Source organism: Porphyromonas sp. COT-052 OH4946 (assembly GCF_000765965.1).
GTDB classification, from domain to species: domain Bacteria; phylum Bacteroidota; class Bacteroidia; order Bacteroidales; family Porphyromonadaceae; genus Porphyromonas; species Porphyromonas gulae.
Window position 1 is genome coordinate 1 of the sequence record NZ_JQZY01000002.1, and the last position, 23,253, is coordinate 23,253.

Genomic DNA, 23,253 nt, shown 5'->3' on the forward strand with positions numbered 1-23,253 from the left:
GAGATTTTTTCAACTCCCGCACCAAAACAAAATTTTTCTCAGACCACGTTTTACAGCCCCAAATACACCGAATTTTTCAAACCAAAATGGATATGACAGAGCTAAGCACCAAAAGTGAAGACATCATCATTAGAGGGGATAGACTTACGTCTGAAAAAAGGGTTTTCTAGAGCAATCCTAAAAAAGCAGTATCGACAACTTGACGTTGGCCGTCCAATTGTTTCTCCACCCCACACGCAAGTGTGCAACAGAGATACCAAGTGACAAATTGTCGTGAAGAAAATAATCGCCCCCCAACTCTCCCAACCAACCAAAACGTTTTACGGAAACATCAGACTCTTGTGGATAGGACACTGTATTAAATTCCATTCCGTAACCAATGCCTACCTGAGCATAGCACGAATAAAAATCGCCTTGGAGAAATTCATACCCTAACCCCACTGCCGGCAAAATACTATGGCGCCTGAAGCGCGCGTCAGGAGTATTACCAAGCTCATCGAAATAGCCGGAAGGGGATAAAGAAGAAGTGAATCCATAATTGACTGTAGCCAAAGAATATATTCGATCGGAGAAGTAGTAGCGCAGGACTACTCCGGTATTCCATCCTTTCTTCATATCCTCACTTGTGTTGTTGAAGTACTCGCGTCCGGCATGGACGCCCACCCACCAACTGTTGTTTTGCGCTATAAGCGTCATCCAAGAAGAAACGATCAGCAAAACGATCACAACGACACGAAATGTTCTCATCTGCATCTTATTGATTTGTCTTCGGAAAAAATTTATTCATGAATTGTCGCCTAATGCGAACTGCTTCAAAAAATGAAAGCGAACAGTCTCCCCTTCCATAAGGCAAGACTGTTCGCTGCATATACCATATTAACATACAACGAAGCCACCGCTATAGGGCACAGTAGCTTCGTTGTATTTAGCACGAAATGCGAATTACTTGAGGTCTAAAGCAGAACCCGCTTTGAAGCGAACTACCTTACGAGCAGGGATAGAAATAGACTTTTTCGTCTTAGGATTGATGCCTTTGCGTGCAGCACGCTCGCTTACAGAGAAAGTACCGAATCCGATAAGAGCAATTTTCTCTCCGGCGGCCATCTGCTCTTTTACAACATCTGCAAATGCATTTACTGCTCTCTGGGCATCAGCCTTGGTGAGGTTGGCCTTTTCAGCTACAGCTGCAATAAAATCTGTCTTGTTCATCTTTTCACGATTAGTTAGTTAGACAAAAAATTTAGTTAGATCATATCACCGCCCCGTAAGTTTATCTTCTTTGTCACAAACAACGACGAGATTCTCTCTCAGAGCTATGGGTAAATGAACAAGCCAAAAGTAACGATTTTTTTTTCCGCGCAATGATTTCAAGAGGAATTTAGCCTTTTCTGGTGCATTTTAGAGAAAAAAAATTGCTATTAGTGGGAATGATTGCAATAGTGCCCTAAATTTTTCGAGACTGATACCAGCGAATCAAAATGGGTGCTGGCAATATAGAAATCTTTTTCCGTTTGGTTATTAGACAAAAAGCATTACCTTTGTGCCACAATTGATCGCGGAGTGGAGCAGTGGTAGCTCGTTGGGCTCATAACCCAAAGGTCGTAAGTTCGAGTCTTGCCTCCGCAACTAGAGAGAAAGAGGCTGTCCATAGACGTAATGTCCGGACAGTCTCTTGTTTTTTGTACGCCAAGGCCAAGAAAGAAAGAGAGACATGAGGCCTGATTCAACACTGCGGAACTTTGCTTGATCCGACAGGGAGCATTTTCCGGACTTATATCCTTTTTTTAAAAACTATCCCATGATAGCATCTTACTAAACAAAAAAGAGAGACTGCCATCCCAAGGGAAGCAGTCTCTCCAATGAATGATAAATCGAATTTGCCGGAAAAACTTATCCGAAGTCGTCGAAAAAGAGCATATTGCGCGGTACACCAAGGTTTTCCAGCATACCTTTCACCGCATTGGCCATCGGACCCGGGCCGCACATATAGTACTCGATATCCTCCGGAGCATCGTGATCCTTCAGATAGTTGTCATAGATTACTTGGTGGATAAAGCCTACATAGCCTGTCCAATTATCCTCCGGCTGCGGATCGGAAAGAGCGATATGGAATTTGAAATTCGGAAATTCTCTCTCGATCTCGCGGAAGTCTTCTTCGTAGAAAATCTCGTTTTTGGAACGAGCACCGTACCAATAAGAAACTTTACGACCGGTCTTCAGTGTGCGGAATAGATGCAGAATCTGTGCACGCAGAGGAGCCATACCGGCACCACCGCCAATATAAAGCATCTCGGCATCCGTATCCTGAATATGGAAGTCTCCATACGGGCCACTCATCATCACCTTATCTCCGGGTTTCAGTGAGAAAATATATGAAGAGGAAATACCGGGCTTGATACCGGACTTCCACTTATTGGCAGCCCTGTCGAATGGAGGAGTAGCGATACGAACGTTGAGCGTAATGATATTGCCTTCAGCCGGATAGTTGGCCATTGAATAAGCTCGAACGGTTTCTTCTTCGTTTTTACAGGTCAATGACCATGCATCCATCTTGTCCCAGTCGCCACGGAAGCGATCCTGAATATCGTAGTCGGCATAGCGAATATTGTATTTCGGGATCTTGATCTGGGCATAGCTACCGCTCTTGAAGTTCATGGTCTCGCCTTCGGGGAGCTTCACCACAAACTCTTTGATAAAAGTGGAGACATTCTTATTCGAGAGCACTTCGCACTCCCATTCTTTGACACCGAAGACTTCTTCGGGAATAACGATGCTAAGATCCTCCTTCACTTTCGTCTGGCATGATAGTCGCCAATGATCCTTCTGTTCTTTGCGAGAGAAGAATCCCTTTTCCGTCGGGAGAATCTCGCCACCGCCTTCGACGACACGACAGCGACACTGACCGCAGCTTCCGCCACCGCCACAAGCCGAAGAAAGGAATACTCCCTGATTTTGAAGCGTATTCAACAAAGTACCGCCAAGAGGGACTTCCATCTTGCGTTCATCGTTCACGGTGATCGTCACATTGCCGGAAGGAACCAATTTGCTCTTGGCATAAAGCAGGGCGACAACCAGAATCAGCGTGAGCAGCAGGAATACGACTGCACTGGTAATAATTACTGTACTCATATTTCTACTTCGTTCTTTTTAGAGTTTCACGCCGGAGAAGCTCAGGAAAGCAATACCCATGAGACCGGTGATAATAAAGGTGATACCCAACCCTCTCAATGGTTTGGGAACATTCGAATATGCCAGTTTTTCTCGTATGGCAGCCATACCGACGATGGCCAGCATCCAGCCGATACCGGAGCCGAATCCATAGACGGTAGCCATCCCGACATTGATAAATTCGCGCTGCTGCATGAAGAGCGATCCACCGAGGATAGCGCAGTTCACAGCTATCAAGGGAAGGAAGATACCCAGCGATGCATAGAGGGAGGGGCTGAACTTCTCGACCACCATCTCTATGAGCTGTGTAAACGATGCAATTACCGCAATAAAGATGATCAGCGAGAGGAAGCTCAGATCCACCTCGGCATATTGGGGTCCGAGCCAAGAAAGTGCGCCGGCCTTGAAAATATAGTTCTGTAGCAGATAGTTGATAGGCAGGGTGCAGACCAGAATGAACGTAACTGCAGCTCCGAGTCCGATAGAGGTCTTCACATTCTTGGAAACGGCCAAGAAAGAGCACATCCCCAAGTAGTAGGCGAAAACCATGTTGTCCACGAATATCGAGCGGACAAACGTACTTATGTAATCCATAATTGATACTGTCTTAATTGATTGTCAGGCGTGTCTACTTAGTTCTCTTGCAAATCCTTGTTGCGGGCACGGTGTACCCAGATGACAACCGCCACGGTGATCAGAGCCATCGGAGGCAGAATCATCAGACCGTTATTGACATAGCCCAGTTCATAGAAACTCTTGGGAATGATTTGCATGTTCAGCAACGTACCGGAACCGAGCAGTTCGCGGAAGAAAGCGATGATAACCAAAACCCATCCGTATCCCAGTCCATTCCCAACGCCATCGAGGAAAGACTCCCAAGGACGATTGGCCAAGGCAAAAGCCTCCAGACGTCCCATCAGAATACAGTTCGTAATGATCAGACCAACGAAAACGGACAACTGCTTATTCACATCATAAGCAAATGCTTTCAGCACCTGACTCACGATAGTCACCAAGGCAGCAACCACTACGAGCTGAACAATGATACGGATACGCCCGGGGATCGTATTGCGCAAGAGTGAAATAATAACGTTGGCAAATGCCATTACAGCAGTAACGGACAGGGCCATGACGATAGCCGGCTGTAGCTTGGCCGTTACGGCCAATGCAGAACAGACACCGAGCATCTGCACGATAACGGGATTGTTGCTGCTTAGCGGCCCGAGAAGAATTTCCTTATTCTTTTTATTCCAAAGTGACATAGCCCTTATTTTTTTACATTGTTCATTAGGTATAGTGCATAAGGACGAAGGGAGGATATGAGCATCTCATTCACTCCATCGCTCGTAAGCGTACCGCCGGAAATACCATCCACATAGTCCTTTCCTTCGGCCTTCTGGCCTTTCTTGACTACGGCAACAGATCTGAATTCGCCCTCTTTGAAGATTTCTTTGCCGATAAACTGGCCGGAAAACTCCGTACGAGTGATTTCGGCTCCCAATCCCGGCGTTTCACCTTCGTGACTGAAGTCCGCACCGAATATCGTGTTGCAATCATCATTCAGCGCAATGTACCCCCAGATCGGCCCCCAGAGACCGGCACCGTTCATCGGGACAATATATTTCGTCCGGCCTTCCACCTCAGCAATATAGAGGGGGAGAGAGACGCTTGGATCGTTGGCAGCCAGCTTGAAAGCATTGCGTGTATTGAGTGTGAAAGCTTCGTTTTGGGCTAATTGCTCGCCCTCGAAAGTCTTAGCCACTGTACCATCCTGATTGATGAGCAGCTCTTGCTTGATCACATCCGTGTATCGAGCTATCACTTTGCCCTTATCCTCTGTCCCGGCATTCACCGAGCGGAGGATCTGCTGCATCTTGTCTATCTTCTCATTGTCACGCTGTCTGTCGCCCAATGACTGAGAGACGTAAGCCAGCAAAACCGCCACGACAATAACCATCACCGAGGCATAGAGAACGGTATATGAGTTTTTATCTCTATTCATGTCTTTATCGAAATGTTTAGCGGTTAGGATTTCTTGAGCATACGTGCTTTGCGCGCCTTGATGTTGCTATCCACCACGAAATAGTCGATAAGCGGGGCAAATACGTTCATGAGCAGGATCGCAAGCATCATACCCTCAGGGTACCCCGGATTGAGCACGCGGATGAATACGGCCATCAGACCGACGAAGAAGCCGAAGATCCACTTGCCCTTCTCCGTGCGGGCAGAGGTGACGGGGTCGGTAGCCATAAAGACCAATCCGAAGGCAAAACCGCCATAGACAATGTGCATCAGGGGCGTGATCTGCATAGCAGCTGTCGTGCCGATGGCATTGAATACGAGAGCCATCGCAGAGGCTCCCACCAAACCGCTCAGCATGATCTTCCAACTGGCAATCCCTGTCCATATCAGGAGGATGGCTCCGATCAGGATAGCCAAAGTAGAGGTTTCGCCTATGGAACCGGGGATAAAACCGAGGAAAGCATCCATCAGGGAAGAGGGATTGCCCACCACATTATGAATTTCCGGCATATTGGCACCGGCGGTAGCTATCTGACCTAAAGGTGTAGCACCGGAGAACCCATCCGCCACCGGACCTGCGCCGAGGCCGAAGGTGTCAGCCGTGCGGACAAAAACCTGATCGCCGCTCATAGCTGCCGGATAGGCGAAGAAGAGGAAGGCGCGCGTCACGAGAGCCACGTTGAATATGTTGCGCCCCGTACCACCGAACACTTCTTTGGCAAAAACCACGGCAAAGGCCGTTGCCACTGCTATCATCCACAGCGGAGTATCCACCGGCACGATCATCGGGATAAGCAGACCCGACACCAAGAAACCCTCTTGGATCTCTTCTTTTCTATACTGAGCTATAGTAAACTCTATCCCCAGACCAACGGCATAGGAGACGATGAGCTTAGGCAGTACGGCGAGAAGTCCGAAGAGGAAAGCAGGCCAGAATACTACAGGAGCATCGATGGCCATATAGTGTTGTACCCCCACATTATACATACCGAAGAGCAGGGCAGGCAGGAGAGCCATACACACGACGATCATCGTGCGCTTGCTGTCGATGGCATCGTGTACGTGCACACCATGCTGCGATGTCCTGTTCGGCACAAAGAGAAAGGTCTCGAAGCCGTCGAAGACGGAGTGCAGGCCGTGGAGCTTGCCGCCTTCTTCAAAATGGGGCTTCAGTTTGTTCAGTTGATTCCTTAACGCTTTCAATGTCTTATGCTTTAGAGTGTGAGGGATTCGTCAATTCATTTCCTTATAGAGCATATCCAAGCCCTCGCGCACGATGCGCTGGAGTTCGATCTTGGAGGTATCCACAAATTCGCAAGTGGCAAAGTCCTCCGGAGCTACTTCATATATACCCAAGTCCTCCATCTTGTCGATGTCGAATGCTATAATAGCCTTAAGCAAATACTCCGGATAGATATCCATGGGGAAAACACGATCGTACTCGTTGCTCATGATCATAGCGCGCTCGCCACCTTTGACACGCGCATCGAGCACATACTCCTTGTTTTTGCCCTGTAGCCATGAGAAATAAGCTCTACTCATGCTGTACTGATCCAGACGGGGGGCAGCCCAGCCGAAGAGCTCGTCCACATCGTCTCCTTCAGGGATGACCGTGATCTGGTCACATTGGGCAGAGAGGAAGGGGCTTTTCTCGCAGAGCTTCTTTCCGGTGAGCACATTGCCGTCGATCACACGCTCGTGAGATTCTTTTATTGTCAGTCGGCCAGGGAAGGAAGCAAAAACATTGCAACCCGGCATAATGCGGACGTATCCGTGAGCAGCAGCGTCTGAACCGGTCATGGCAATCATTCTGGTAAAGTCGACTTTGCCCGTAAGCAGAAAGCGTCCGATCACGATCAGGTCGGTGGCTTTGAGCGTCCACACCGTTTCGCCCCGATTGATCGGTTTGGTATGGTTAATGAGCACGCCCACGTTTCCTGCCGGATGAGGGCCGTGCACTTCTACGATCTCTGCATTGCGCAAGCTCAGAGACGAGCCCGGCTTCAGCCCCACATAGACCTTGCCGGCCGTAAGCTTGGCCAAGGCGTCGATAGCAGTCTGCAGAGCACGCTCTTCCCCGCGGGCGATGAAGTCGAAGTCCGGAGCCAATGGAGCAGAAAAGTTGGCAGTAATATAAATGTCGCGCGGAGCGATGTCCGGTGTAGCCACTATGTCGTAAGGACGCTGCTTGATGAAGCCCCACATACCACTTGAGAGGAGGAGGCTTTTGATTTGTTCGGCAGAGAGGGATGCCGGATCTCCGACGGAGAATGATTCGTATTCGTTCAGTCCGTCCGGTTTTACCTCGATGCTCAACACCTTGCGCTTGGCACCGCGATTTACCGCGACTACTTCGCCGCTCACCGGACTGGTAAACTTCATGTCCGGGTATGCCTTGTGGTGCATCAGTGCTGAGCCGGCACGCACCTTATCCCCGGGACGAGCCGTCACCTTGGGGATAACACCTTGAAAATCATCGGGTACAACCGCGTAAGTCGGGCTTTTGGCCGGTTCCGGCAGCATTTCCGGCAGCGGTTTGCCTTTCAGATTAAGTGCAAGGCCTTTTTTTATTTTTATAACTTTTGCCATGACACAGAATTATTATTCCAATTTGTGTCGCAAAAGTAGCTTTTTCCCCTATATATACCTATAAGTATGGAGGCATTTGAGGAAAAATTTCCACATAGTTTTTTCCGACCTTTTGCACCCATATTCCACAGGTCTTTGTCGAAAGAAAGTTTTTCACGCTGTTTGACAACTGCAAAAAGCCACAAATCAGCACTTTAGAAACAGCACCGGGCACTTCCTCCCGGTGCAAATCATCCTCTCGGAAGCGAAAAGCTCCTTGCCGGCCCCCCGGGGGAGAATCTCCTCCGAATCTTGCCCAAACTGCACCTCAAAATGACTGCCCGGCAAAGGGTGTATTGGGCTGTTATCAACCGAAAGCCGTTTTAAGGAGTAAGGAGTGTAAACCGACAACGGATTTTAGAGAAAACACTGTAATTGATCACGAAGCAGACCCCTCTTCTGTACACGGCACACAGGTCACAGCAATAAAAATAAATGACGTTCCCGGCCGGAAAAAGTTTTTTCTGCAGTAGGGAAAAGTTGAAAAATCAGGGTGCAATTCTTTATTCAAAGGTTTCGGATACATAAATGAAGCTTTCAAATATATAAACAAAGACTTCGTTTATATATACGAAGTCTTTGTTTAGAGATTTTCCGGCCGGATAATTTATTTTTGTCTGTTGTCGGAGAAACTTTTCCCGGCCTGAAAAAAAACAATCTGACGGCGAGGAGTAAATCGATATAGTCCTCTGAAAAAATGAGAGGGGGAGCAATAATTTTTTTCAAAGGCCTCCAAAAGCAAAATTTTCTCGCTCCACGTTTTTCAGAACTGCGCCGCACAATCTTTTGGCACGACAAATAAAACTCTCGGAGCCATCGGTCTTTTTATCTCCGCAAGGGTGGTAAAGTCCGACCGATCACAATAATGCCCTAAACCTTTTTCGGCTTAGGGCACGATTGGATAGAGCTATGTTTTCTGAGAGTTTCTAAGAGCTTATTTCAGGCGGAATATGACTGGTTGGGTTACCCTCGCACGGACTTTCTTGTCCTTTTGCTTGCCGGGACTCCACTTCGGCATAGCTGAAATCACTCTTACGGCTTCTGCGTCCAATTCGGGTGCTACGCTTTTTTCCACTTGTATGTTAGTCAGTCTGCCGTCTTTTTCGACAATAAACGAGACCACAACTCGACCTTGGATGCTGTTCTTTGCAGATTGTTCCGGATATTTTAAGTTCTTACTCAGAAAGTGCATCAGTTCGGACATTCCCCCGGGGAAAGATGGTGGAGTATCTAGCTCGGAACACACAGGATCCTCGTCCTGCTGCAGGGTCATGTCAGGAGCATCAGACAAGGGGGCGGGATCGCTCGCAACGGCAGCGACCACTTCCCGGACTTCGGATACGGCATTGCCTGCCCACAGCCATTTACCGCTCAGCAGCATAAGGGCAGCCAACGGGAGTGCGACAAGATACCTGGCTCCGGCCGCACGATTGGATTTCGTTTTGTTCATCATTCTAATTCTTTCTTTTAAGTCGTTTATGTTGTAAGAACTACACAGAGGTCCGGCCGCGACCTCCATCGTAAATCCCAACAATTCATATTGGTATTCGCGTCTGCTCGCACCACTGAGGAGCACAGCCCGATCGGCCAAAAACTCCAAATTGCGCTGCATATCGCGCTTCAAAGCCCAAGCAAACGGATTGAACCAAAACAGCATACATGCCACTTCGGCGATCAAAAGATCGACAAAATGCGTTGCTCGGGTATGTTCTTGTTCGTGGATGAGAATATTCCGCACAGAAGGGTATGACCGCAGATCGGTCGGAAGATAAATACGTCCCCGGAAGCTGAACGGCGTCCTGACGCGAGGCGCAAAGTAAACCGGTACACCCTCTATCTCTGCCCGTTCGGCACCGCGAATAAGACACAGGAGGGAACCGAGGCGGATACCGAAACGAATCAGCAGTACACCTATGCCAAGTAACCAAGCCAAGAACAGGCCCCGAAGGAGAGGCGAGACGGCAGGAATAGCATCCGTCCCCGCCGTTCTGACCAAAGCCTCGGGCAATACAATCTCGATGGAACGGAGTATCTCCATCCCGACCGACCTGTTTTGGACAAATAAGCCCGGCCAAGAGGGAAGGAAATAGCCCAGGAAAGGCAAGATGGCTACCGAGACGAATCCTCCCAAGTAGTAAGCACGACGAAGACGACAGTGCGTATTGCCATGGATCATCAGCCTCTCGAATATCCAGAAGAGAGCCAGTCCGAGAGAAGCCACTACCATATATAAGACAAGGGTGTATGACATAGTGCGTTCTAATAGTTTGAATGAACCGAGGCCCTACTCGCTTTCCTCTCCTTTTTCGATCATATCGATCACTTCGCGCAGATCCTTCACGGAAATATCGCTACCGGCGGCAAAAAACTGCACCAGATGCTTATAGCTGCCCGTGAAGTAGTTGTCCACCATGCGGTGCATGGTTCGCGTAGCATACTCTTCGCGAGAGATGCAGATACGATATTGGTAGGTTTTCCCGTCACGAAACGGTTTGATATAGTGCTTGCGCTCCAGATTTTTGAATACCGATGCAAGGGTCGTGTAAGGAGGCTTAGGCTCCGGCACTTCGGCCAGTACCTGACGGACGTTGCACGTCCCCAATTGCCAGATGATATTCATCGTATCTTCCTCTATAGCGGTCAGTCGTTCGATCTCCTTCGGCATACTTTTCTTTTGCTAATACATTGTTACACCGCAAACATACGAATAATTCGTAAGTGCGCAAGCCTTTTCTACGAAAATTTCGCAGATATATTTATCGAGCAAGGAAAAGCATGGCTATCGTGACGAGAGCCAAAAGAGAAAGGGCCTTGGCCGTACGGACAAGAAGTGCGTTCAGCGCCGCACCCTCCTCTCGGAGAAGACGGCGGTAATTGGTCATGAAAAAAGAAAGATAGAGCAGCAGAAGCAGCAAACCGCCGGCCGAGAAGAAAGGATAAAGCACCATCATGGAAAGCAGACCGCAGGCGAGATAGAGCTTGGGGCCGAGGTCGCGTCCTTTCTTCACAAGGATAGTACGCTTGCCGCTCTTGCGGTCTTCTTCATAGTCCCGATAGTTGTTCACGATGAGGATATTGACTCCGGCAAATCCCATCGCTGCGCCCAAATGCCAAAGATCGGCGGGGAAATTTCCGGCCTGGACGTAATAGGTGAAGAGGACCGGGATCAGACCGAAAAAAATAAAGACTGCCACTTCGCCCAATCCATGATAGGCCAAAGGATAAGGACCCGCGCTATACGACAAAGCCCCGATGGCTACAACAACTCCCACGAGCAGCAGCCACCAGTTGCTAATGGCACAAAGCAGAAAACCGCTAAGGCCGAGCAGAAAAAGAAAAGAGAAAAGAGCTGCGAGAACCTGCCGCTCCGACAACCAACCTTTGGAGATCCCCCGATCGAAGCCTACACGCTGATCGGTATCCGCACCCTTCTTATAGTCGAACCAGTCGTTGGCTATATTGCTGACCGTTTGGGCAGACATGGCTACTATCAAGGCCAAAACAGCCTGCATCCAGCGAAAATTGCCATCGGCTATGGCATAAGCTATGGCTACAACGACGGGGCTGACAGATGCCGGCAGCGTATGGGGGCGAAGCAGTGCAAGCCAAGCCCTGAGGCGAGAGGGGGATTCGTTATTGCTCATCTGAGAAAAGACAGCCCGGTAGCGGACGCATATTATAGGAAGAAGCCATCACGGCTCCATATGCTCCGGCCGAACGAATAGCCAGATAATCGCCGCGCTTGAGTTCGGGCATGAGCAATTCGCGCTCGAATATGTCGCTGGATTCGCAGATGGGACCGACTACGTCGTATTTTTCTGTCAGAGCCGTTGAGGGATAAGTCGCACACATCGCCCATTCTCCGGGTTGCACCAACCGGATTTGGTGATGCGCCTCATACAAAGCCGGACGAACGAGGTCGGTCATACCGGCATCCACTATGGCAAACTTCTTGGTCTTTCCTTCCTTGATGTAGAGCACTTGAGTGATCAGACTGCCGCATTGTGCGACCACCGAACGCCCGGGTTCGATATGCAGCCGGGCCTCACCGGTCTCTATCATCCGTCGATACCGCTCGATATAAGCGGCAAAATCAGGTATAGGCTCGGCCTCCGGCTCGTCATAATTGATACCAAGCCCGCCTCCCATATCTATGATGTCAGGGGAGTAGCCGGCCGTACGGAAAGAAGCAAGGATGCGATTGGTCTTTTCGCATAGCTCCTCAAAAACCTCGGCCGACCGTATCTGCGATCCGATATGGAAGTGCAATCCTCTCCATGCCAATGATCCGGACTGTAAAATGTGGGGCATCAGTGCGAGTGCATCTTCGGGCAAAAGACCGAATTTATTTTCTGCCAATCCTGTCGTTATATGGCTGTGCGTATGCGCATCGACCTCCGGATTGAGCCGAAGCAATATGGGCGCGATGCTATTCTTCGATGCAGCCAATCGTTCGATGTTCAGCAACTCAGGAGCACTCTCCACGACAAAAGCACCTATCCGCGCCTCCAAAGCGAGCAAGATCTCTTCATCACTTTTGCCTACCCCGGCAAAGAAAATATCGGAAGTGGGAAAGCCTGCCTCGATAGCCGCTTCGATCTCTCCCCCGCTCACACAGTCCGCCCCGAAGCCGGCTGCGACAATCGTCTGTAAAATGCGCGGGTGATTGTTCGCCTTGAGCGCATAGTGAACGACAACGTCATGGCTTACTGCACTCCGGGAAAGCGCAGCGAGCGTCTTGTCCAAGAGCGTCAGATCATAAAAATAGAAAGGTGTTTTCATTGAAAAGCAGGAAGTGGCAGGGGAAGCCTCAGGCTTTTGTCGCACGTGAATTGAAGAGCTTGTTGCTCAATGCTATCAGTGCTTTTTTCTTGTCTTCCGCCTTGACGAGTACCGAGACGTTGTAATTGCTCCCACCGTATGAAATCATCCGAACCGGCACTCCTTTGAGCGCATTGATGATACGAGCCTCGAAGCCCACATTGTCCCACTCCATATCGCCAACGATGCAGATGATGACCATATCCTTATCGACCGTCACATCTCCGATGTCGGACAAGGCACGAACAATATCGGGCAGATTCTTGTCATTGTCGATGGTCAGGGAAACGCCCACTTCGCTCGTAGCGACCATATCCACAGGCTCCTGGTAGAACTCGAATATCTCGAAGAGCTTGCGCATAAAGTGCCATGAAAGGAGTTTGTTGCTGCTCTTCACCTTGATAGCCGTGATGCCATCCTTGGCTGCAACGGCCTTGATGCAATCCTTTTCGGTATCCAGCGAAATCAGCGTACCGGGCGCATCGGGATCCATCGTATTGAGCAGACGTACCGGAATATTCTTCTCCTTGGCCGGCTTGATACAGGTGGGATGGAGGATTTTGGCTCCGAAGTGGGCCAATTCCGCAGCTTCTTCAAAATGGAGACGGCGAACGGGTGCCGTAACGTCCACGACACGGGGGTCGTTGTTGTGCATGCCGTCTATATCCGTCCATATCTGAATCTCATCGGCATTTACTGCCGCTCCGATCAGAGAAGCCGTGTAGTCGCTGCCGCCACGTTGGAGATTGTCGATCTCCCCGAAAGCATTCCGGCAAATGTAACCCTCCGTCAGGAACAGCATATCCTCATCCGGATGAGCCTCTATCATCGGCAAGAGATGCTTCCGGATATAGTCTTTGTCCGGCTCTGCATTCTTGTCGGTGCGCATATAATCCAAAGCCGGCAGCATGGCTACCACTGCGCCCATCTCCTGCAAATAGATCTGCATCATGGCCGTGCTCATCAGCTCGCCGAGGATCAGCACACGCTTTTCCTCGAAGAGGGTGAAGCCCTCCACGTCGCACATATGATCCAGGGAGTCGAGGATGGAGTCGACGGCCTTCATGGCTGTGCTCAGGGTGTCGGGACGCTTGTATAGCGCATTTATTTCGCGATGATATTTCTCTCGCAGCACCTGCACCACCTCTTTGGCCTGTGCCACATTGCGTTTGACGAGGTGCGAAGCTATTTCGACAAGCGAGTTGGTCGTTCCGGCCATTGCCGAAAGGACTATAATCTTTCTGCCTTTTACCGAAGTAATCAGTCGGGCAACACTGCGGATACGCTCAGCATCTCCTACAGACGTACCGCCAAATTTGAGAACTTTCAATTCCTGATCTTATCGTGCTAATCTATTTCCGTATTTTTTCTTGAAGTAGCAGCATCTGCCCCCAGCTCCACCAAAGAGGAGGCATCTCCATTCTTGCGGACGGCCAAAGTCCTTGCCGGCAGATCCGACAGCAGACTGCTATTATGCGTGCTCATGAGTACTGCAGTGCCCTGCTTGCTGATTTCATAGAGCAGACAGGCGATCTGCAATCCGGTCTCCGAATCGAGATTGCCCGTAGGTTCGTCGGCCAGGATCAAAGCAGGCTTCGCCAGCAATGCCCTGGCGATACCTACGCGCTGCTGCTCGCCTCCGGAGAGCTCGTGCGGTCGCTTATAAGCCTTTCGGGTCATTCCCACACGGGTCAGAACCTCTTCGATACGCTGCTCGCGGTCGGCTCGGTTCTTCCAATCCGTAGCCCGCAAAACGAAATCCAGATTCTCCGCAACGGTGCGTCCGTTCAGCAATTGGAAATCCTGAAACACAATACCCAATTTTCTGCGCAAATAGGGCAGGTGCTTCCGTTTCAGCTTCACCAGATCGTAATCTATGACGCGGGCATAACCGGCGGAGATAGGTACCTCGGCATACAAAGCCTTCAGCAAAGTGCTCTTTCCCGAACCGACAGAGCCGATCAGATAGACGAAGTCGCCGGCAGAAAGGGACAGATTCAAATTCTGAAAGATGACGTTTTCCTCCTGACAGAGCGTCACATCTCTCATCTCCACTACAAGAGCTTTATCGGCCATACTAATTTCCAATCGTTTTTATAGGCTATTTCTTAGCAAAGTTAAGAATAAACTGTGGAGGATAGTCCCGCCGAGCGACTCGGATTCGGTTTACGCGCCATAATTTTCCTGATTGGTGCGCTGAAAAACGTGGCGCGAGATTTTTTTGGTTCTGGTTCGGGAAGTAAAAATTTCTCGCGCCAAAACGAAAAACTTCTCGCGCGAGATTTGCAGGATTTTGGCGCGTAAATCCTGAGGTTTTCGGCGCCTAAACTCCCATTCAAGAAAGTTAAAAAAATTGATTTCGAGCTCTGTTTAGTCCCCCCTTTCCTGCCAATCCGACAGAGGCGGATACCCGCTGCTCTTGAAAAAAGAGAGGTGGAAACGCTTGTGCAACTGAAAAAAGATACTACCTTTGCATCGCAATCGCGGAAGTAGCTCAGTTGGTAGAGCATAACCTTGCCAAGGTTAGGGTCGCGGGTTCGAGTCCCGTCTTCCGCTCCAAGAGGCAGTAGGCATGCGGCCTATGGCAGTCTCCTCATCCTGAAAAAGGGTGCATCTTTCCAAGAAAGATCGGTCGATAAACAGACGCCCGGGTGGCGGAATTGGTAGACGCGCTCGTTTCAGGTGCGAGTGTTCAAAAGACGTGCAGGTTCGATTCCTGTCCCGGGCACCGACTATCGAGGGAAAGACAAACAAAAAAACAATTTGCGCGGGTGGTGGAATTGGTAGACACGCTACTTTGAGGGGGTAGTGCCGGTTACGGTGTGTGAGTTCAAATCTCATCTCGCGTACTTCAAGAAGAGGATGTTCATTCGGTTGAGCGTCCTCTTTTTTTGTTTGAAGAAAGAGCCAATCGGCGTCAAACCGCACGAAATAGGTATCTTTAGTCTTTGTAAAATAAAAAACAGGCAGAATGAAGCAGCAGGAAAGCGAGCATCCCACAAGTGGCGAAGCCATCATCATCAAAGGGGCGCGCGTCAATAATCTGAAGAATATATCGCTGGCTATCCCGCGAGGCAAATTGGTCGTGGTGACCGGTTTGTCCGGTTCGGGCAAGAGTTCTCTTGCTTTCGACACGCTCTATGCGGAAGGTCAGAGACGCTACGTGGAGAGCCTGTCTGCCTATGCGCGCCAGTTTCTGGGTAGGATGCGCAAGCCTGAGTGCGATCTGATCGCCGGCGTCCCCCCTGCCATCGCCATCGAGCAGCGCGTGGTGAGTCGCAATCCGAGGAGTACCGTAGCCACATCGACCGAGATATACGAATACCTGCGTCTGCTTTTTGCTCGTGTGGGCAAGACCATCTCCCCGACAAGCGGAGAGGAGGTGAAGAAGCACACGGTGGCCGACCTGGTCGCTTACGTTTCCGATAGACCCGTCGGCTCCAAATTGTATCTTCTGGTAGGGCTGCAAGCTCCTCAAGGGCGCAGTCTGCGTGAGCACTTGCAGATCCAACAGCAGCAGGGCTATACGCGCGTTTTCGTAGCCGGGGAGATGAAGCGGATCGAGGACATTTTATCGACCGAAACCGATTGCCCCGATACGACCTCCTGCTTCCTGCTGATCGACAGGCTCGCGGTGGCAGAGAATAAGGCGGACTATGAGTCGCGTCTTGCGGATTCGGCCGAGACAGCTTTTTTCGAAGGAAACGGGGCATGTCTGCTGCGGATCGAAAGTCCGGATGGAACGGTGGAGGAACGGATGTTCAGCAATGTATTCGAAGCTGACGGACGCACCTTTCAAGAGCCGAGTCCGGAGATGTTCAGCTTCAACAATCCTATCGGGGCATGCCCTACTTGCGAAGGCTTCGGGAAGGTAATGGGGATCGACGAAGATCTGGTGGTGCCGAACAAGTCGCTCTCCGTCTATGAAGAATGTGTGGCTTGCTGGATAGGACCCAAGTCACAGATGTGGAAGGACTATTTCATCCAAAAGAGTGCCCCCCTGGGCTTTCCCGTACACAAGCCCTATAAAGAGCTTTCTGAAGCAGAGCGAGAGATGCTCTGGCGCGGTGTACCCACGGGAGAACCGGACTACCCGAGTGTCGGCATCGACGACTATTTCTCCATGCTGCAGCGAGAGATGCACAAGATTCAGAACCGCGTCCGACTGGCACACTTTCGTGGCAAGGCCACCTGTCCCGATTGCCGTGGGATGCGACTCAAGCCGGATGCTCTGTGCGTGAGGATCGGCGGACGGAACATATCGGAACTGACGGCTCTGACCGTGGAGGAGGCTTCGGCATTTTTCGAGGGGCTACAGCTATCGGAAGACGATCTACATATAAGCAGACGGCTGCTGGAGGAGATAGGCAAGCGGCTACGCTTCCTGCTCGAAGTGGGATTGGGGTATCTGACGCTTGACCGCCTGTCCAATACGCTCTCGGGTGGAGAGAGCCAGCGCATCAGTCTGGCTACGCAGCTCGGCAGCAGCTTGGTGGGTTCGCTCTACGTGCTGGACGAGCCGAGTATCGGTCTGCATCAGCGAGATACGCATCGGCTTATCGGTGTGCTGAAGCGACTGCGCGATCTGGGCAATACCGTTGTGGTCGTGGAGCATGACGAGGAGACAATCCGGTCAGCCGATTATATCATCGACATAGGGCCGAAGGCCGGCCGTCAGGGTGGCGAAGTGGTCTATGCCGGCGAATATGACCGCATAGACATGGATACTCCGGGCTACACAGCGGCTTATCTGACAGGACGGGAGAAGATCGAAGTGCCACGGCTGCGTCGTCCGTGGAGTTCCTATATAGAAGTGCGAGAGGCCTCGAAGCACAACCTGAAAGGAGTGAATGTGCGCTTTCCGCTGCACGTACTCACGGTGGTGACCGGTGTGAGCGGATCGGGAAAGAGTACCTTGGTGCGCGATCTTTTCTACGAAGGAGTGAAAAGAATCCTCGAAGGAGGCAATACACAGGGACTAGCCTGTGAGGGCATCATCGGAGACCTCAAGTCTATCCGAGACATTCAGTACGTGGATCAGAACAATTTCGGCCGCAGTACTCGCTCCAACCCCGTCACATACATTGGGGCCTACGACGATATTCGCAAGCTCTACAGCGCATTGCCGCTGTCCAAGCAGATGGGCTACCAGCCCTATTTCTTCAGCTTCAATAAGGAAGGTGGCCGCTGTGAGGCCTGCAAAGGAGAGGGCAGTATCGTGGTGGAAATGCAGTTCATGGCCGATATAGTATTGGAGTGCGAAGAGTGTCATGGCAAACGTTTCCGCAAGGAGATTCTCGATGTGGAGTACTCCGGTGCTAATATCTACGACTTGCTGGAGATGACGGTCAATCAGGCCGTTGAATTTTTCACCGATCATCCGAAAGCCGGCTATACGGACAAGATAGTGGAGAAGCTCGAATGTCTTCGAGAGGTCGGACTGGGGTATCTCAAACTGGGACAGAGCAGCAGTACACTCTCCGGTGGGGAAAACCAGCGCGTCAAGCTGGCTGCATATCTGGGACAAGCCAAACCCGACCCCACGCTTTTCATCTTCGACGAACCGACTACGGGCTTACATATCCATGATATTCGTACCTTGCTGCACGCACTGAACGCGCTTATCGACAAAGGGCATTCGGTCGTGGTGGTAGAGCACAATATGGAGATGATCAAGAGTGCCGACTGTATCATCGACTTAGGCCCTGAGGGGGGAGGAGCCGGTGGGTATTTGGTGGCTTCGGGCACACCCGAAGAGGTGATGCGCTGTCCTACTTCCTATACGGGAATATGGCTCAAAGAGGTATTGGCGAGCGAACAAAACACTTAGCGTACCAATTATAATAATGAATACAATATGATAGGATCAGTATTAGCTTCAATTTTTATCGGCGCTTTGGCCGGTTATATAGCAAGTAAATTACGGAGAGGAAAGTCATTAGGCTTATTTCTCAATATTCTTATCGGTTTGATCGGCGGTGTCCTGGGCGGATACCTGCTGAATTTAATAGGTGTATATAACGGTGGATCATTCTTGGCCAGACTTGCCACGTCTACACTCGGGGCCATCGTTCTATTGCTGCTGGCCGACCTCTTCAGCAAAAAGCGTTGAGCGTCATCGGCTATCTGTTTAGCGATTGGGGGGGTGCAGCGCCCATTGCTTATATCATTTGGGTGTCTAATTATAAAAATGAATTGAAATGTTAGGATCAATCTTAGGCTCGATTATTATCGGTGGTTTAGCAGGTTTTATAGCAAGTAAGTTACGAAAAGGCCGGTCGTTGGGCTTATTGCTCAACATCATTGTCGGCCTGGTCGGTGCTGTTTTGGGTGGTTTTGTGTTGAGTATTTTAGGCTTTTCGGACGGTGGATCTTTTTTGGCAAGGCTTGCCACGTCTACGCTCGGAGCCATCATACTGCTGGCGATCGTAGACTTCTTCGGCGGAAAGCGGTAGGAGGGGATCATTCCCAAGGGCAAATACAATCGAGGAAAAGGCTGCGCACGGCAATCCTGTGAGCCACATTGCGCCTGTGCTCAGCCTTTTCAGCTTGGAAGCTATTGCCTAATTCCTTATATTTGAACTCACAATAAACATTAATTCCTTACAGACGAAAAACAGTTATGGCTAACAGGATAAAAGTTCTTCTGACAGGTGCCGGCAGTGCGCTGGGAAGAGAGATCTTGGCTCAACTCCTCACAATGCGCAAGGTCTTCGAAATTTCCGTTTTGGACATCAAGCGCGGGCATACGATGGCTTTCTTCGAAAAGTACAAGAAGGAGATTCATATTTTCTATGGAGACTGTTCGATACAGGACAATTCTGTAGAGGCTTGTAAGGGACAGGATTTTGTGATTCATTGCCAAAGTCTGGAGAAGGCCAATGCCGACAAGCGTCTTCGCTTGGCCGAGGACGTCAATACGATGGGTACGCGCTACATCATAGAGAATCTGGAACGGTTCTCCCCCGGCGCTTATCTGCTATATATTTCTACGGTAGGGGTATATGGCGACAGACTGAAAGCACCTATGATCAGTGCGGACAATATGACCTGCCCCTCCATGGGCGACTACGATGCTCTGACCAAGCTGCAGGCCGAAAAGCTGGTGCAGGAATCCAGCCTCGAATGGACTATCTACCGCCCGGGCATCATCCTCGGACACGACTCGTCCCTGCTGAACAGCTCGGTATTCTGTATGCCGCTGGCTACGCGTTTCGAGACGGTCCATATCCGCGACCTGGCCTCTGCTTGCGTCAAAGCCTACGAGCATAAGGCTTCCCTCTGGGGACGCACATACAATGTGGGAGGGGGCGAAACCTGCCGCATCGTTTACTCCGACTATATCCGTCGCCTGTTCAAGTTGCTCAGCCTGGGCTACCCGGAGTTTCCGGACAGAGCCTTCGCTACGCGCAATCGCTTCGGGGGGTACTTCGCCGATGGAGATGCACTGGAAGCGATCCTGCACTTCCGCAGTCATACGTTAGACGACTACTTTAAGGAGTTGGCATCCCAACAGCCTATTCTGAAAAAGCTGGCTAACAAGATATTCGGCGGTATGCAGCGAAAGAGTCTGGAGGGCAAAAGTGCTCCGCTTCGGGCGATAAAAGAGAACGACAAAGCCAAAAAGAAGTACTACTTCTAATAGCTGGCCCTCTTTCCCTCATACGACATAGAGGCGGTGTATCAAGATTGCTTACGCGACAGCAATCTTGTCGCATCGCTTTCTGTTTTCAATAAAGTGCCGAGCCTAAACTTCCGTGTGCCTACGATTCTTTACAGCCATACTTTCAGGGGATGGGAGTTAGTCTCTTTATTTTCAGTAATTTTGTCGCTCGAAAAATATAATCAGGGGGAAAACAACTACTCCGCGCCCTCTCGTTCGGAGATTCCCCGACACGAATCAAGCATATAATAATGATTACAGTCAATGACCTGAGTGTCCAGTTCGGCAAGCGAATACTTTTCCAAGACGTAAACCTCACTTTCACCCCCGGTAACTGCTATGGTATCATCGGTGCCAACGGCGCGGGCAAATCCACTATGCTGCGCGTGATCAGCAAGCAGCTCGATCCTACACGCGGGACGGTAACCTTAGGACCGGGCGAGCGTCTTTCAGTGCTGAGTCAGGATCACTTTGCTTTCGATGAGAATACAGTGATGGATACCGTGCTGATGGGGCACTCCGTCCTCTGGGCTATCATGGAGGAGAAGAATGCGCTCTACGCCAAACCGGACTTCAGCGACGAAGACGGCACACGCGTGGCGGAGCTGGAGGACAAATTCGCCGAAATGGAAGGCTGGAATGCCGAGAGCGATGCAGCCATGTTGCTGAGCGGACTTGGCATCAAAGAGGATCTGCACTATATGCTGATGAAGGATCTGAGCGGAAAGCAAAAGGTGCGTGTATTACTGGCGCGCGCCCTATACGGTAAGCCCGACAACCTTCTGCTCGACGAGCCGACGAACGACCTCGACCTCGAGACCGTTTCTTGGTTGGAAAACTATCTGAGCAACTTCGAAAACACTGTGCTCGTCGTAAGCCACGACCGCCACTTCCTCGATTCGGTCTGCACCCATACGGTGGACATCGACTTCGGCAAGGTGCAACAGTTCAGCGGCAACTACAGCTTCTGGTACGAATCCAGCCAGCTCGCTCTGCGCCAGCAACAGCAGCAAAACAAGAAGGCAGAAGAGAAGCGTAAGGAGTTGGAAGAGTTTATCCGCCGCTTCAGTGCCAATGTGGCTAAGAGTAAGCAAACGACGAGTCGCAAGAAGATGCTCGAAAAGCTCAACGTCGAAGAGATTACTCCCTCTTCCCGTCGCTATCCGGGTATTCTCTTTACACCCGGTCGCGAACCCGGCAATAAGATTCTGGAAGTAAAGGGGCTGACGAAGAGTATCGAGGGACAACTTCTTTTCCGTGATCTGAATTTCAATGTCGAAAAGGACGACAAGATTGTCTTTATCAGCCGAGATCCTCGTGCGATGACTGCCCTGTTCAGCATTATCAACGGAGAGATGACGCCCGATGAAGGCACTTACGAATGGGGGCAAACCATTACCACAGCTTATTTGCCGTTGGACAACTCGAGCTATTTCAATACGGATCTGAATCTCGTGGAGTGGTTGTCCCAGTTTGCCAAGGACACGAACGAAGTTTATCTCAAAGGTTTCCTGGGCCGTATGCTATTCAGCGGAGAGGAGATTCTCAAAAAGGCATCCGTTCTTTCCGGAGGGGAAAAGATGCGTTGCATGATCTCCAAGATGATGATGCTGGATGCCAATACACTCGTTTTGGACACGCCTACCAACCACCTCGACCTCGAATCCATTCAGGCATTCAACAATACGCTCAAGACTTATCGCGGCAATGTTCTCTTCGCCAGCCATGACCATGAGTTTATCCAGACGGTAGCCAACCGTATCATCGAGCTGACACCGAATGGAATCATAGACAAGATCATGGACTACGATGACTACATCACCGATCCGATCGTAGCAGAGATGCGCCAGAAGCTATACGGCCAATAAGTCTCGCTCGGTCACGACGAGACGTACAAGCAAACGAGAGGGGAGACAAACCCGAGAAGCATAATGGCTGCAACAGCCTGCTTTGCTTCGGGTTTGTCTCCCCTCTCGCTTTATCTATCGTTGTTTCTTCGGATCAGCTCGCGGTTCGACTCACCAACTCTCTGTACATCCGCTTATACACCGGCAGATCCACACGGAGAGCTTCGGCCTCACGTACGACATAGCCGGTCAGCGTCTCCACCTCCGTGGATCCGCCCCGCAAGAAATCGCTGTGCATAGACGAAGTGCTTTCGGGAGGCATCTTGCGCTGTTTGTCCAGTAGCTGTTGGACTACATCGTCCGGGACTTGCCCGTATTTGGCACGGAAAAGCTCGGCCACCTCTTCCAATAAAGACAGCAGCTCAGGCTCGTGCTGGGTCAAAACAGAGCCGATAGGCTTATCGAAGTAGGCCGTAGCGGTAGCCGTTACGGAGATCATCATGAATTTCTTCATAATGTACCAATCGATGTCGGTCGGATTATATGCACGAATACCCGCGGCAGTAAGCAGTTCGGCAAGGCGCACCTCATCGTCCGTCTGCTCGGGAAGTCCCGAACCGAAATAGAAAAGTTCGCGATCAGCCTCCAGCGTGATTAAACCGGGAGCACTCTTGCGAGCAGAAATATAGACACATCCTTTCCATACGACCGTATCGGGCAGATAGGTACGCATGCGTTCGGCTATGTCTGCACCGTTGAGCAAGGGCAGGATCTTCGTGTTCGGCCCGATCATCGGACGGATTTCTGCTACTCCCTTCTCCATGTCATAGTCCTTGGTACAAAAGAGGATATAATCGACCGTGCCGACTTCGGCAGGATTATCCGTGACGCAGGTAGGACGAGCAAGGAAATCTCGTGAGGGAGTGACCACTCGCAGACCCCCTGCCGCACGGATGGCATCCAAATGCGCTCCGCGCGCTATCCATGAAACTTCGAGGAGGCCGTCCGTCGCAGCTGCATGGAGGGCAAGCATGGCTCCGTAGTAGCCACCTACCCCACCGAGTCCGAATACAGCGATTTTGATTGGTTGTTGGTTCATTTGCT

General features: G+C 50.6%; 23 protein-coding genes and 4 tRNA genes. 11 read left to right on the top strand and 16 right to left on the bottom strand.

The annotated features are described in order from the left end of the window. Positions 1 to 170: DUF1661 domain-containing protein (locus HQ50_RS12415; RefSeq protein ID WP_152566828.1), on the top strand; the 170-nt coding region annotated here is incomplete at its 5' end. Positions 171 to 177: 7 nt separating this feature from the next. Here HQ50_RS12415 and HQ50_RS00160 read toward each other — a convergent pair. Both HQ50_RS00160 and HQ50_RS00165 read right to left on the bottom strand, forming a co-directional pair. Beyond that, positions 178 to 753, bottom strand: a complete 576-nt coding sequence (locus tag HQ50_RS00160) for an outer membrane beta-barrel protein (RefSeq protein ID WP_018965755.1) — start codon at positions 751 to 753, stop codon at positions 178 to 180. A 189-nt stretch (positions 754 to 942) separates the two neighbouring features. After that, positions 943 to 1,209: an HU family DNA-binding protein gene (locus HQ50_RS00165; protein ID WP_018965756.1), complete on the bottom strand. Its 267-nt coding sequence runs from the start codon at positions 1,207 to 1,209 to the stop codon at positions 943 to 945. 345 nt (positions 1,210 to 1,554) lie between these two features. On the opposite strand from HQ50_RS00165, the gene HQ50_RS00170 reads away from it, so the two are divergent. Then, a tRNA-Met gene (locus HQ50_RS00170) sits at positions 1,555 to 1,626 on the top strand. A 264-nt stretch (positions 1,627 to 1,890) separates the two neighbouring features. On the opposite strand, the gene nqrF is transcribed toward HQ50_RS00170, so the two are convergent. The 13 genes from nqrF to HQ50_RS12420 all read right to left on the bottom strand — a co-directional run bounded on the left by nqrF (position 1,891) and on the right by HQ50_RS12420 (position 14,898). Next, positions 1,891 to 3,129 (bottom strand): NADH:ubiquinone reductase (Na(+)-transporting) subunit F, encoded by a 1,239-nt coding sequence (nqrF, locus tag HQ50_RS00175; RefSeq protein ID WP_039419496.1) that lies wholly within the window; start codon positions 3,127 to 3,129, stop codon positions 1,891 to 1,893. An 18-nt stretch (positions 3,130 to 3,147) separates the two neighbouring features. Next, the gene (gene nqrE, locus HQ50_RS00180; protein ID WP_039420223.1) at positions 3,148 to 3,762 is read right to left on the bottom strand and encodes an NADH:ubiquinone reductase (Na(+)-transporting) subunit E; all 615 of its coding nucleotides are present in this window, start codon (positions 3,760 to 3,762) and stop codon (positions 3,148 to 3,150) included. A gap of 38 nt (positions 3,763 to 3,800) precedes the next feature. Continuing rightward, positions 3,801 to 4,430: an NADH:ubiquinone reductase (Na(+)-transporting) subunit D gene (nqrD, locus tag HQ50_RS00185; protein WP_018965759.1), complete on the bottom strand. Its 630-nt coding sequence runs from the start codon at positions 4,428 to 4,430 to the stop codon at positions 3,801 to 3,803. A gap of 5 nt (positions 4,431 to 4,435) precedes the next feature. Further along, on the bottom strand, positions 4,436 to 5,170 hold the full coding sequence (locus HQ50_RS00190; RefSeq protein WP_018965760.1) for a Na(+)-translocating NADH-quinone reductase subunit C: 735 nt from the start codon (positions 5,168 to 5,170) through the stop codon (positions 4,436 to 4,438). 23 nt (positions 5,171 to 5,193) lie between these two features. Beyond that, positions 5,194 to 6,393 (bottom strand): NADH:ubiquinone reductase (Na(+)-transporting) subunit B, encoded by a 1,200-nt coding sequence (gene nqrB / locus HQ50_RS00195; protein ID WP_018965761.1) that lies wholly within the window; start codon positions 6,391 to 6,393, stop codon positions 5,194 to 5,196. Between the two features lie 30 nt (positions 6,394 to 6,423). Beyond that, complete coding sequence (nqrA, locus tag HQ50_RS00200; protein WP_039427461.1) at positions 6,424 to 7,779, bottom strand: NADH:ubiquinone reductase (Na(+)-transporting) subunit A; 1,356 nt, start codon at positions 7,777 to 7,779, stop codon at positions 6,424 to 6,426. A 973-nt stretch (positions 7,780 to 8,752) separates the two neighbouring features. Beyond that, a complete protein-coding gene (locus HQ50_RS00205) occupies positions 8,753 to 10,069 on the bottom strand; it encodes a TonB family protein (RefSeq protein ID WP_039427463.1) in 1,317 nt (438 codons plus the stop codon). Positions 10,070 to 10,102: 33 nt separating this feature from the next. Further along, positions 10,103 to 10,483: a BlaI/MecI/CopY family transcriptional regulator gene (locus HQ50_RS00210; protein ID WP_080733590.1), complete on the bottom strand. Its 381-nt coding sequence runs from the start codon at positions 10,481 to 10,483 to the stop codon at positions 10,103 to 10,105. A gap of 91 nt (positions 10,484 to 10,574) precedes the next feature. Beyond that, complete coding sequence (gene menA / locus HQ50_RS00215) at positions 10,575 to 11,462, bottom strand: 1,4-dihydroxy-2-naphthoate octaprenyltransferase (protein ID WP_039427464.1); 888 nt, start codon at positions 11,460 to 11,462, stop codon at positions 10,575 to 10,577. Then, a complete protein-coding gene (gene lysA, locus HQ50_RS00220; RefSeq protein ID WP_039427466.1) occupies positions 11,452 to 12,600 on the bottom strand; it encodes a diaminopimelate decarboxylase in 1,149 nt (382 codons plus the stop codon). The genes menA and lysA overlap by 11 nt, the downstream gene beginning before the upstream one ends. Before the next feature lie 28 nt (positions 12,601 to 12,628). Then, on the bottom strand, positions 12,629 to 13,969 hold the full coding sequence (locus tag HQ50_RS00225; protein WP_018965769.1) for an aspartate kinase: 1,341 nt from the start codon (positions 13,967 to 13,969) through the stop codon (positions 12,629 to 12,631). 17 nt (positions 13,970 to 13,986) lie between these two features. Beyond that, entirely contained in the window at positions 13,987 to 14,715 is a 729-nt protein-coding gene (locus HQ50_RS00230) for a cell division ATP-binding protein FtsE (protein ID WP_039427468.1), read from the bottom strand. 90 nt (positions 14,716 to 14,805) lie between these two features. Next, complete coding sequence (locus HQ50_RS12420; protein ID WP_161780797.1) at positions 14,806 to 14,898, bottom strand: DUF1661 domain-containing protein; 93 nt, start codon at positions 14,896 to 14,898, stop codon at positions 14,806 to 14,808. Between HQ50_RS12420 and HQ50_RS12425 the strand changes: the two genes are divergently transcribed. The 9 genes from HQ50_RS12425 (at position 14,861) to HQ50_RS00270 (ending at position 22,170) form a co-directional block, all read left to right on the top strand. After that, positions 14,861 to 14,950: a DUF1661 domain-containing protein gene (locus HQ50_RS12425; protein WP_161781358.1), complete on the top strand. Its 90-nt coding sequence runs from the start codon at positions 14,861 to 14,863 to the stop codon at positions 14,948 to 14,950. The two genes, HQ50_RS12420 and HQ50_RS12425, sit on opposite strands and share 38 nt — an antisense overlap. 172 nt (positions 14,951 to 15,122) lie before the next feature. After that, a tRNA-Gly gene (locus HQ50_RS00235) sits at positions 15,123 to 15,198 on the top strand. 86 nt (positions 15,199 to 15,284) lie between these two features. After that, a tRNA-Leu gene (locus tag HQ50_RS00240) sits at positions 15,285 to 15,367 on the top strand. A 37-nt stretch (positions 15,368 to 15,404) separates the two neighbouring features. Continuing rightward, a tRNA-Leu gene (locus HQ50_RS00245) sits at positions 15,405 to 15,488 on the top strand. Positions 15,489 to 15,610: 122 nt separating this feature from the next. After that, positions 15,611 to 18,469 (top strand): excinuclease ABC subunit UvrA, encoded by a 2,859-nt coding sequence (gene uvrA, locus HQ50_RS00250; protein WP_052074848.1) that lies wholly within the window; start codon positions 15,611 to 15,613, stop codon positions 18,467 to 18,469. 27 nt (positions 18,470 to 18,496) lie between these two features. Continuing rightward, a complete protein-coding gene (locus tag HQ50_RS00255) occupies positions 18,497 to 18,751 on the top strand; it encodes a GlsB/YeaQ/YmgE family stress response membrane protein (RefSeq protein ID WP_026292322.1) in 255 nt (84 codons plus the stop codon). Positions 18,752 to 18,839: 88 nt separating this feature from the next. Then, positions 18,840 to 19,094, top strand: a complete 255-nt coding sequence (locus HQ50_RS00260) for a GlsB/YeaQ/YmgE family stress response membrane protein (protein ID WP_018965774.1) — start codon at positions 18,840 to 18,842, stop codon at positions 19,092 to 19,094. A 167-nt stretch (positions 19,095 to 19,261) separates the two neighbouring features. Further along, entirely contained in the window at positions 19,262 to 20,281 is a 1,020-nt protein-coding gene (locus tag HQ50_RS00265; protein WP_039419480.1) for an NAD(P)-dependent oxidoreductase, read from the top strand. 272 nt (positions 20,282 to 20,553) lie between these two features. Continuing rightward, entirely contained in the window at positions 20,554 to 22,170 is a 1,617-nt protein-coding gene (locus tag HQ50_RS00270; RefSeq protein ID WP_018965776.1) for an ABC-F family ATP-binding cassette domain-containing protein, read from the top strand. Positions 22,171 to 22,303: 133 nt separating this feature from the next. On the opposite strand, the gene HQ50_RS00275 is transcribed toward HQ50_RS00270, so the two are convergent. After that, on the bottom strand, positions 22,304 to 23,248 hold the full coding sequence (locus HQ50_RS00275) for a 2-dehydropantoate 2-reductase (RefSeq protein ID WP_039427476.1): 945 nt from the start codon (positions 23,246 to 23,248) through the stop codon (positions 22,304 to 22,306). Positions 23,249 to 23,253: the final 5 nt, after the last annotated feature.

Coding starts and splice junctions, on each gene's coding strand:
- HQ50_RS00260 (WP_018965774.1), top strand. CDS start 18,840: ATGTTAGGATCAATCTTAGGCTCGATTATTATCGGTGGTTTAGCAGGT.
- HQ50_RS00210 (WP_080733590.1), bottom strand. CDS start 10,483: ATGCCGAAGGAGATCGAACGACTGACCGCTATAGAGGAAGATACGATG.
- nqrE (WP_039420223.1), bottom strand. CDS start 3,762: ATGGATTACATAAGTACGTTTGTCCGCTCGATATTCGTGGACAACATG.
- nqrF (WP_039419496.1), bottom strand. CDS start 3,129: ATGAGTACAGTAATTATTACCAGTGCAGTCGTATTCCTGCTGCTCACG.
- HQ50_RS00255 (WP_026292322.1), top strand. CDS start 18,497: ATGATAGGATCAGTATTAGCTTCAATTTTTATCGGCGCTTTGGCCGGT.
- HQ50_RS00230 (WP_039427468.1), bottom strand. CDS start 14,715: ATGGCCGATAAAGCTCTTGTAGTGGAGATGAGAGATGTGACGCTCTGT.
- HQ50_RS00270 (WP_018965776.1), top strand. CDS start 20,554: ATGATTACAGTCAATGACCTGAGTGTCCAGTTCGGCAAGCGAATACTT.
- HQ50_RS00165 (WP_018965756.1), bottom strand. CDS start 1,209: ATGAACAAGACAGATTTTATTGCAGCTGTAGCTGAAAAGGCCAACCTC.
- nqrD (WP_018965759.1), bottom strand. CDS start 4,430: ATGTCACTTTGGAATAAAAAGAATAAGGAAATTCTTCTCGGGCCGCTA.
- HQ50_RS00275 (WP_039427476.1), bottom strand. CDS start 23,248: ATGAACCAACAACCAATCAAAATCGCTGTATTCGGACTCGGTGGGGTA.
- HQ50_RS00160 (WP_018965755.1), bottom strand. CDS start 753: ATGCAGATGAGAACATTTCGTGTCGTTGTGATCGTTTTGCTGATCGTT.
- nqrA (WP_039427461.1), bottom strand. CDS start 7,779: ATGGCAAAAGTTATAAAAATAAAAAAAGGCCTTGCACTTAATCTGAAA.
- HQ50_RS00205 (WP_039427463.1), bottom strand. CDS start 10,069: ATGTCATACACCCTTGTCTTATATATGGTAGTGGCTTCTCTCGGACTG.
- menA (WP_039427464.1), bottom strand. CDS start 11,462: ATGAGCAATAACGAATCCCCCTCTCGCCTCAGGGCTTGGCTTGCACTG.
- HQ50_RS00190 (WP_018965760.1), bottom strand. CDS start 5,170: ATGAATAGAGATAAAAACTCATATACCGTTCTCTATGCCTCGGTGATG.
- uvrA (WP_052074848.1), top strand. CDS start 15,611: ATGAAGCAGCAGGAAAGCGAGCATCCCACAAGTGGCGAAGCCATCATC.
- HQ50_RS00265 (WP_039419480.1), top strand. CDS start 19,262: ATGGCTAACAGGATAAAAGTTCTTCTGACAGGTGCCGGCAGTGCGCTG.
- lysA (WP_039427466.1), bottom strand. CDS start 12,600: ATGAAAACACCTTTCTATTTTTATGATCTGACGCTCTTGGACAAGACG.